This is a genomic window from Collinsella aerofaciens (assembly GCF_028209395.1).
GTDB lineage: Bacteria > Actinomycetota > Coriobacteriia > Coriobacteriales > Coriobacteriaceae > Collinsella > Collinsella aerofaciens_AZ.
In genome coordinates this window covers 64012-73314 of the sequence record NZ_JAQLDQ010000008.1, presented here as the reverse complement: position 1 = coordinate 73314, position 9303 = coordinate 64012, and the positions used below count along the sequence as shown (strand labels likewise).

At 59.2% G+C, this 9303-nt stretch carries 9 protein-coding genes; 6 read left to right on the top strand and 3 right to left on the bottom strand.

The annotated features are described in order from the left end of the window. Positions 1-112: 112 nt before the first annotated feature. Both PMW67_RS05105 and PMW67_RS05100 read right to left on the bottom strand, forming a co-directional pair. A complete protein-coding gene (locus PMW67_RS05105; protein WP_117769450.1) occupies positions 113-853 on the bottom strand; it encodes an ABC transporter ATP-binding protein in 741 nt (246 codons plus the stop codon). 5 nt (positions 854-858) lie between these two features. Beyond that, positions 859-3087, bottom strand: a complete 2229-nt coding sequence (locus PMW67_RS05100) for a hypothetical protein (protein ID WP_271738914.1) — start codon at positions 3085-3087, stop codon at positions 859-861. Between the two features lie 546 nt (positions 3088-3633). On the opposite strand from PMW67_RS05100, the gene PMW67_RS05095 reads away from it, so the two are divergent. The 6 genes from PMW67_RS05095 to PMW67_RS05070 all read left to right on the top strand — a co-directional run bounded on the left by PMW67_RS05095 (position 3634) and on the right by PMW67_RS05070 (position 8244). Next, complete coding sequence (locus tag PMW67_RS05095; RefSeq protein WP_006235293.1) at positions 3634-4146, top strand: DUF2975 domain-containing protein; 513 nt, start codon at positions 3634-3636, stop codon at positions 4144-4146. Positions 4147-4155: 9 nt separating this feature from the next. Then, positions 4156-4407, top strand: coding sequence for a helix-turn-helix domain-containing protein (locus PMW67_RS05090; protein WP_006235292.1), 252 nt, complete (start codon positions 4156-4158; stop codon positions 4405-4407). A gap of 18 nt (positions 4408-4425) precedes the next feature. Next, positions 4426-5133, top strand: coding sequence for a site-specific integrase (locus tag PMW67_RS05085; RefSeq protein WP_255360342.1), 708 nt, complete (start codon positions 4426-4428; stop codon positions 5131-5133). Between the two features lie 396 nt (positions 5134-5529). After that, positions 5530-5817, top strand: coding sequence for an ACT domain-containing protein (locus tag PMW67_RS05080; RefSeq protein WP_117839678.1), 288 nt, complete (start codon positions 5530-5532; stop codon positions 5815-5817). A 78-nt stretch (positions 5818-5895) separates the two neighbouring features. Then, positions 5896-7314, top strand: coding sequence for a citrate synthase (locus PMW67_RS05075; protein WP_271738913.1), 1419 nt, complete (start codon positions 5896-5898; stop codon positions 7312-7314). 87 nt (positions 7315-7401) lie between these two features. After that, positions 7402-8244, top strand: coding sequence for a Cof-type HAD-IIB family hydrolase (locus PMW67_RS05070; RefSeq protein ID WP_117773361.1), 843 nt, complete (start codon positions 7402-7404; stop codon positions 8242-8244). Between the two features lie 192 nt (positions 8245-8436). Here the strand turns inward: PMW67_RS05070 and PMW67_RS05065 are convergent, their stop codons facing one another. Then, positions 8437-9231, bottom strand: a complete 795-nt coding sequence (locus PMW67_RS05065) for a Cof-type HAD-IIB family hydrolase (protein ID WP_117773363.1) — start codon at positions 9229-9231, stop codon at positions 8437-8439. Positions 9232-9303: the final 72 nt, after the last annotated feature.

Below are 9303 nucleotides of genomic sequence, written 5' to 3'. Positions count from 1 at the left end.
ATGACAGGCCGAATGAAGATGCGTGCGATGGGGGCGAGGCGAATGGCTGAGCGGTATCGATACGCGGGTTCAACGGCATCATATTGACCACATAGATTTTTAACTTGCATTTCTACCCGCCCTTTTCGTAGAGTCGCCGATACGTGCTTAGCGCACCCTCGGCGCGTCCGGCAGGCTTTGCGAAATGGGATCCAGGAGACTTCGGCGCAGCATCATCTTGCGGAATGCTTCTAATGAGCCTCCCATCCTTCAAAAACAGAATCTCATCGCACAGCCTATCGACCGAATCCAAGATGTGGGATGACATGATGATGCACGTACCAGAATCGGCCAGCTTCCTGAGAATCTCGGAATGCAAGTCCACCCTGCTGGGGTCGAGCGCGTTCATGGGCTCATCTAATAGAAGGTACCGCGCGCCCGTCGCATACGCAATCGCCAGGGTAAGCTGCTGCTTCATGCCCTGGCTCAGAGTGCGGATCCTCATCTTCGCGAACTCGCCTATCTGCGTTTGTTCCACTATCTCTTCGATATCGCGAGCGTGCGGCCACATATCGCAAACCATCTTGAGGTGATCTTCCGCACGCAATCCGGGATACAGCAGCGTCCCCTCACCAGGTGCATAGAAGATCATAGAACGGACCTCTCTCGCACCCGTACCCTGCACCTCATCCAGAACGATGCTCCCGTCCACGCGAGGACCCGGCAAACCTGCCATCGCACGCAGCAACGTCGTCTTTCCATGCCCGTTCGGAGCGACGAGACCGTAGACCGTACCCGGGGCAAACTCAGCGTTCACCGAATCTACGAGCACCTTCTTTCCATAAGAGATCGTCAGCGTTTGAAGGTCAATCATCGAGATCATCCCCTTTCGATCTTTGGAACACTCAGGCGCACCATCAACGGAGATACGGCGCCCAAGACCACCAGCAGAGCGCCCGATGCGCCGACGACCTCTCCAAAAGGCATCGCGTTCGTCCCTCGCCCAAGGAACCCAATCGTCCCCACCTGGGAAGCGGGATCAAACGAGGCGAATGGAGCCAGCAGCGCGACGCCCATGCCCACGCTTTCAACATGAGCGCTCAACGAACCCAACACCAAGAGAACCGCGCAAACCATTCCGGTGACAACGGGGTTGCGGCTAATCGCTGCTGTCAACGCAGCGACGACGGAAATCACGCCGTATGCCATGACCAGCAACGGAATACTGCACAACACCGCCTCCCCCACCATGGACGTTGTCGAAGCTCCCGCCCGAATGAGAGCGACGGGATACTCCGATCCACCCGCACCGTTCTTAATCACGGACACAACGACAGCGGGAACCATCGACACCAAAAGCAGCACCAAGCCAAGCAGGAGAGCCAGCGCAACAGCCGTCAGAAAACGCACATGCGCTGTTGCGGGGATCTGGAGAACCAGAAGGGAACGACACTGCAGGTGGGTGCACGCGAGCGATGTGACAACCACGGGCAACAGCAAAAATAAGGAGGGAAGCGCTGCCTGGAGATACGAAAGGAGGATTAATGGGGGCATCTTCGTACTTAACTCGTAAACCTTGGGTTCCGGCAAGCTCGCGATCGACTCAAGCAGAAGGGCGCGCGCCTCCGCACGAGAAGGAGTCTCCGGCTCGATTCCGATCGATTGCAGGAGAGTCGCATCTGCCGCGCCCAGCTCACCTCGAGCGCGCTCGTACGTCGCAAGGCTTCGAAACCCCTCCGCAGGCATAGGCGCGTACACGAAACCCGAAAGAGCATCCCGCATGTCTTCCAGGGCCGCTTTGCCCTCGACGTCCATATTCGCAGCGTTCTGCTCTAGATACCGATCTATTGAACGGAGCTCCCCATCCCTATACCGAACAGCGGAAACGTTATCAGCGTCAGGAAACATCTCGACCAGAGCCGGGGCCAGCATCGTCGTCGACATTGCAATCGCGCATACGGCGAGGGTAGGAGAACGCAGGAGCAGTTTCCCCATCGTTCTTACGTATGCAACGGCGGAGGCACAAGCGCTCGAACGAGTTGCCGTTCTCGATGCAGTGAAGGAACCTCTCTCAAGACAAATCGGGGATATCGGGCACGCGCAGCCGCTCTTTCCAGCAACGCAAAGCAGGCTAATTGCCAGCACCTCGATCCCGATTGCGCATACGAGGGCAATCGCGCCACGCTCGAAGCAAAGTCCAGGCAGATTCACTATCTGCGTTGTCGGGTACGGGCTATAGGCGCCGACGGTCAACTCAGTGTTCGCATACGTAAGGGGATTCAACAGGGCGAACTCACGTAAAGCGATGGATCTTCCGTAATACCCGGGAACCATCGTCACCCCCATCAGGGCACATACGAACACGATTCCAAGCGTAGGGTTATTGGCAATCTTCACGGCAAGGTGAACGACAAGCGAGATGAACGCTGCCACCAAGAATTGCAAGATGGCCGTCTGCGCGAACACCAGCCAAGCCGGTTTGATAACCGGAGTCGCATATTGAATGTAGCCTATCGGATAGAACGGCGAGCCCGGGCCATTCTTCACAAGCGCGGCGATTATCCCTGGAAGATTGATGGCGAGGACGGCAAGCATTGCAAAAACACTCGCCCATACGCTCGATGCAACAAGTCTACCCAGCTCGCCCATCGGTGCCTGGATGATGAGCTTTTCACGTTTGTTAAGACGCGCGGCAAGGAACGAGACGGCAACGGCCGTTGCGACCCATAGCAAGTACTCCTTCGATCCGTCATAATAGGTGTACTCTCCATCCGATATCTGCAGAAACGGAAGTAGGGGAGAGAGCGGTGCCAAGATAAGACGTCCCGCGGCAAGAGGGTACAGAAGCGCGGGCATGCTTGATGAAGAGGTATAGACACCGTCCTCCCCCGCATTCACAAGCGCATCCGCATAGGATGCTGACAATTCCTGCTCAACACGGGTTATTCCCGACTCGAGGTATTCGACCCGTCCGTCGATGCCAGCCGCGCTCCTGAAGACGGGCAGAGCACAAAGAACCATCAACGCAACAACGACAACACAGAGCGACCTGGAGGAGAGAAGCGACCTAAAGATCGCCTTCGAGATTTTGAGCATATTCATCGCCAACCTTAACCTCATCCAGTCGGAACAGAGGGGCCGAACAAAATGCTCGGCCCTTCCTCGCATCTAGTAGGTGCTATAGACAAATTGCCATTTATCAGTTGTGCCAAGAACACCACAGGAGCACATTGCAGCGAGGCGGGATTCCCTATGATGCGCGGATCGGCGATAGCCATTTCGGTAGGAGATCGTCTTGTAAGAGATGTTGAACATCGAGATGCTGTGCCCGCTTACGCCGCGAGGACAGCTGTAGCTCCAGTAGGTATCGACGACGTCGTCCGTATACCCGAGGGGCTCAACGAGGGCACACTGGCTGCTCTCCTGGGAAGGAGGCATCGGGGTATCCGCAAAAGCGGGGGCTCCCGGCAGCAACAGACAAAGAGCGAGGCCGAGGAAAACCAAGAGCTTACACGACTTAACAGTACTGAACATAATCCTCTCCAATCTAGAGGGGTTTCGGTTGCAGCATGCTGTGATTACTTGCCTGCAAAGTCAATTTAACATAAACTGTTAAAAAGTAACCTGAGTTTTTTAAATTCTTCGGAGGTTATTATGAGTTCCGACAATCGCACTCCCCGGCTTCATTCCTTCCGCATCGCATGTGCGATAGCCTCTGCGACCCTTTGCGCCACCGCCATCGCACAAGTGGCGTTCTCCTTAAAGCCAGCAATCGAAGTGCTCGACAACCCTGTAATTGCAGACTCCCCCGCGTATCCAGCCCTTGCGATCTCGACATTGGTCCCTGCCGTCATCGGTATCGCTACGACCATCCTCAGCGCCGTTCTCGTGTGGACGATCAAGAGCGGAGACCCCTTCAAGAAAGGGTCTGCGACATGCTTGAAGGTGCTCGGCATTCTCTTCGTTGTTCAAGCTGCCACCAGCCTCTACGCCGGCTCACTCAAAACCTCCGTTTCGATGTTTGGCGGCGAGGGGGCCGTCGGCGCCCAAGAGATCGCTTCATCATTCGATTGGACCTCTCTGGTTCTCGGCATCGTCCTGTTCATGCTTTCCCAGCTCTTCTTGTACGCCCGAGAGCTGTACCTCGACTCCGACGAGATTGCGTAAGGAAACGCCATGCCCGTAATTGTTCGCCTCGACAAGATCATGGCCGAGCGAAAGATTTCCTCGAACGAACTTGCCGAAAGGATTGGAACCACGCCCGTGAACCTGTCCCGTATTAAAAAAGGGCATATTCGCGGCATTCGCTTCAACACACTCGAGCAGCTATGCCTCGCCCTTCGTTGCCAACCCGGAGACCTTCTCGAAGTCATGAGCGAAGAGGATGCCCGAAAGGAGTTCGGACTCGATTGGTCCGCCGAGGATTAGAGGGCGGTCGTACTCGCCCTGCACACGGGGATGCGAATCGGCGAGGTCTGCGGCCTTCGGTGGTGCGATGTGGATTTCGAGACGGGCCTGATCTCGATCAGACACTCGGTGGCGTACGCGAAGGGAATGGGTTCGTTCATCAAGGACACCAAGACCCATGACGCCAGGGGTATCCCCATCGACCCGGTCGGCCTACTCCCCTTCCTGAAGGAGACCCACGAGATCGACTGCGGAAAGCTGCGCTTGCGCGGCCTTACCGGGGCGGTCGAGATCGGGGACTGCTACATCCTGTCGGAGCCGGGCGCGACCTTCGCGACGACAAGCTATATCCGCAGGGCGTTCAAGACGTTCTCGGAGACCAACGGCCTCATGGGCACCAACGACGAGCTGATCACGTTCCACGGCCTTCGCCACACGTTCGCAACGCAGTGGATCCGCCAAGGCGGCGATATCAAGGCGCTTCAATCGATCCTCGGCCACAAGGACGCCATGGCGACGCTCAACGTCTACGCCGACATCGAGCCCATCTCCAAAATCCATAACATGCTGCGCGCCACGCCGTGCCTTTGGCGCGGGCACCTCGGGCCGAGGGTCGATCCGGGTCCCATGTTCCAACAGAGGATCCAGGAGTCCATCGAGACGCTCCAGGCGTTCGGCTACGGCATCACCGAGCCGGACGACCGAAATATCGCCATACGCGACGTGAAGACGAACAGTTGGCTCTAGCTCACCGAGTACGCGGCAGTGCTGGGCCCATCCCAACTGAGGTCACGGTGGTCCGATAGGGGCGCCGCCCGCGGCATGCGCCGCGGAGCGGTATCCCCTACCGAAGGGCGGGGATGCCCTCCGCTTCCAGTTCGGAATCAGCCGTCGGAGGCGTTCGGCTGACTGCGGGAACGGCCTGTCCGCTCAATGTGTTCGGCTGAGATCGGAAATCAACCCAACACGAGCCGGACACGCGCCAGACGGCTCTTCCCCGTACGGCCTTCCCCCTTACGCTCATGTTGCAGGCATGTAACGCCGCAGCGAGCGCGCCTTTTTTGCGCCAGACAGGTACAATGATGAACACTGTACCGTAGCGGAGCGCCCCGCGCGCGCCGCAATCACGCGAAAGGGTTTCCCATGGCCGAGATCTCGTCCTCCCGTATCGTCATCACCGTCCTTGGCAAGAACCGCCCCGGCATCGTCGCCGGCGTCACCCGTGTCCTGGGCGAGGCCAACGTCGACATCCGCGACATCACGCAGTCCATTATCGAGGACATCTTCACCATGACCATGCTGGCCGATACCGCCGAGTCCAAGCTCGACTTCGCTGAGCTGCAGGAGGCCCTGGCCGAGGCCGGCGAGCTTTCGGGCGTCAACGTGTCCATCCAGCGCGAGGACGTCTTTAACTTTATGTACCGCCTGTAGCGAACAGGCCGTGCAGGAACAGGCCGGCGCATCTGCACTCAAGCACGCCGCCCCCACACGGCCCGGAGAGGAGCGCACATGGCCTACGACGCCAAGAAAATCTATTACCGCTTCGATGACCACTTGAGCCGACTGGTTCTGGATTACGAAGCAAGCCGCCAGATTTCGTCTGAGAGCGAAAGCCTCTACCACGGCCTGCCGACCGACCCTTATGACGAGGGCTTGTTCGAAGAGCACAATGTCAAGCGCGGCCTGCGCAATGCCGACGGCTCGGGCGTGGTCGCGGGCCTCACTCGTATCTCGGATGTGCACGGCTACAACAAGGTCGACGGAAAGGTCGTGCCCGATCAGGGCAAGCTCACGCTTCGCGGCTACAGCATCGAGGATCTGGTCAACAATGCCCAGGCCGAGAATCGCTACGGCTACGAGGAAGTCGCCTATCTGCTTATCACGGGTTCGCTGCCCAACAAGGAAGAGCTCGACGGCTTTTGCGAGCGCCTGGGCGCCTTTAGACACCTGAGTGACGAGTACGTTAAAGAGTTCCCTATGACCACGGTGTCGTCGAGCATCATGAACGTGCTCCAGCGCGCCGTACTGTTGCTCTACGCCTTCGATGCCGAACCAGACGTGATCACGCCCGAGCACGAAATCGACGTCGCCATTTCCATGCTCGCACGTCTCCCGCGCATCGCCGCCTTCGCACACATGGCCTCGGTCGCCAAGCTTCGCGGCTCCGAGGTTCACGTGCCGCACCCCACGCCCGGTCTCTCCACCGCCGAGACCATCCTACAGGTCTTGCGCGGTGGCATGGCGTTCACCCGCGACGAAGCCATGCTGCTCGACGTGATGCTCATGCTGCATGCCGAGCACGGCGGCGGCAACAACTCCACCTTCGCTTGCCGCGTGCTGTCGTCTTCGGCCACCGACCCGTATTCCGCCTACGCCGCGGCTATCGGCTCGCTCAAGGGCCCGCGCCACGGCGGTGCCAACGCCAAGGTCGTGTCCATGCACGAGGACATCCGCGCGCATGTCTCCAACTGGGAGGACGAGGACGAGGTCGCAGCCTACCTGGGCAAGATCCTCGACAAGCAGGCCTTCGACGGCACGGGCCTCATCTACGGTATGGGCCACGCCGTCTATACGCTCAGCGACCCGCGCGCCGAGGTCTGCCGCCGTTACGCGCGCACGCTTGCCGCCAAGAAGGACCTGGGCGAAGAGTTCGCGCTCATCGAGCGCATCGAGCGCCTGGCACCCCAGGTCATGCGCGACCACGGCATGACCAAGCCCATCTGCGCCAACATCGACCTGTACACGGGCTTTATCTACAAGATGCTCGGCGTGCCCGAGACGCTTTTTACGCCGTTATTCGCCGTCGCCCGCATGGCCGGCTGGTCGGCACACCGCATGGAAGAGCTCTTCTGCGCGCACCGTATTATTCGCCCGGCCTATCGTCCGGTGATCGAGCCGCTGGAGTACAAGCCGATCGCCGACCGCTAGGACGCGGACCGTTATAGAACTCGAGCGTGACCAGGGCATCACCGCCCTCGGCCACGCTTTTTATGCCAGTAGAAAGGGCTGCATCGAATGATTGTTTTTTCCGATATGGATGGAACACTGTTGACGAGCGACAAGCAGATGGGCGACGCCACCTGGGCGATGCTCGACGAGCTCGCACGTCGCAGCATTGAGTTTGTACCGTGCACGGGGCGTCCGCTGTCGGGCGTCTTTGAGCCCATCCTCGCCCATCCTGCCGTGCACTACGCGGTCTGCGCCAATGGCGCCAGCGTCTGGCAGCTCGACGACGATGTGCCCAACGATGCCTCGCGCGCCACGCGCATTTTGAGCCGTCCGCTCGATCGCGGCATTGCCCATCGCGTCCATCGCATCGCCGCCGGCCACGATGTGACCTTCGATATCTTCGCGGATGGGCAGTGCTTCCTCCCCCGCTCGCTTTACGGGCGCCTGGATGAGTTCTGCGGCGGTGACCCCCACATCGCGGCTTCGCTCAAGCGCACACGAACACCGATCGACATGGATATCGACAGTAAGATCGACGGGGTCGAGACGCTCGAACGCATCGCCATGTACTGGCACGACCCGGCCGATCGCGACGCCATCGCGGCTGAGCTCGACACGCTCGGAGGCATTGAGGTCACGCGTTCTTACGCCATGAATATCGAGGTCATGGGTGAGGGCGCCACCAAGGGAACGGCCCTCACGTGGCTATGCGAGCACCTGGGCGAGCGTCTCGTCGACGCCTGGGCGTTCGGCGACAACATCAACGACATCCCCATGCTGCAGGCAGCGGGCCACGGCATGGCCATGATCAACGCCGAGCCCGAGGACCGCGACGCCGCCGACGCCATCACCGAGTTCGACAACGACCACGACGGCGTCGCCCGCACCATCATGGCTGCCCTCGCCTAGCAGCAGCAACCCGGCAGGGCAGCTAATTTGGGACGGGGCTATTTTAGCTGCCCGCTTGTGTGGGGTAGCTAAAATAGCCCCGTCCCAAATTAGCTGCCCCAGTCACAGTAGTCGTTGGGGACACTCTTCGCGAAAAAGCTGCAAGGACTGTCCCCAGCTGCCGGCAGAAAAGGAACGTCCCCAACTGCCGGATTAGGCGAGGCTCTCCAGAACGTGGCGGAGCTCCTGCTGGACGGCGTGGTCGCGGTTACAACCCACCACGCGATCGGCCACCGCCTTAAGCGCGGGGCGCGCGTTTTCCATCGCGCAGCCCGTGCCGACAAAGCGAATGATCTCGTAGTCGTTCATCGAGTCGCCAAACGCTATGACCTCGTCGCGATCAATGCCGTAATGCTCCGCGAGCTGCGCGATACCCGAGGCCTTCGATACACCAGGCTGCATGGCATCGATCCACGCGTTGCCCGAAGGCGCAAAAGTAAAGAGCTGACCAAGTTCGCGCTGTAGCACGTACGCACTGTCCATAACCGCACTGTCGTCGCAAAAGATACTCGCTTTGATGATATTTACGCTGGGATCGGGCAGCTCCCAAATACGCTCGGCATTGGGAAGGTCCTTATCGACCTCACGCACGAACTTGCACTCGTCATCGAGCAGGAAGGACTTGGTTCGGTCAAAGAGCGCAAGATGCAGATTGGGAAACGTCCTGACGGCTTGGGCGAGCCTTCGAATCGCCAGGTGGGAATACACCTCACGGTCTACCATCTTACCGTCGGCGTAGACTTGGGCGCCGTTAGCGGCGACAAAGTCCATCTTGTCGCGAACGGGCGCAAAGAACTCGCACAGGCGATCGTAGCGACGACCTGACGATGCGGCGAAATGCACGCCATGCTCGTGTAGCGCCAGAATCAGTTCGTAGGTCTCGGGAGGCACCTGGCCGTTTTCGTCAAGCAGTGTGCCGTCCATATCGGATGCAATCAGTTTAAACATAGAAAAGCTCCCTTCGGGCTTAGTAGTGAAAACAGATGTATATCTGAAAACACCGTACCCAAAGGGAGCTCG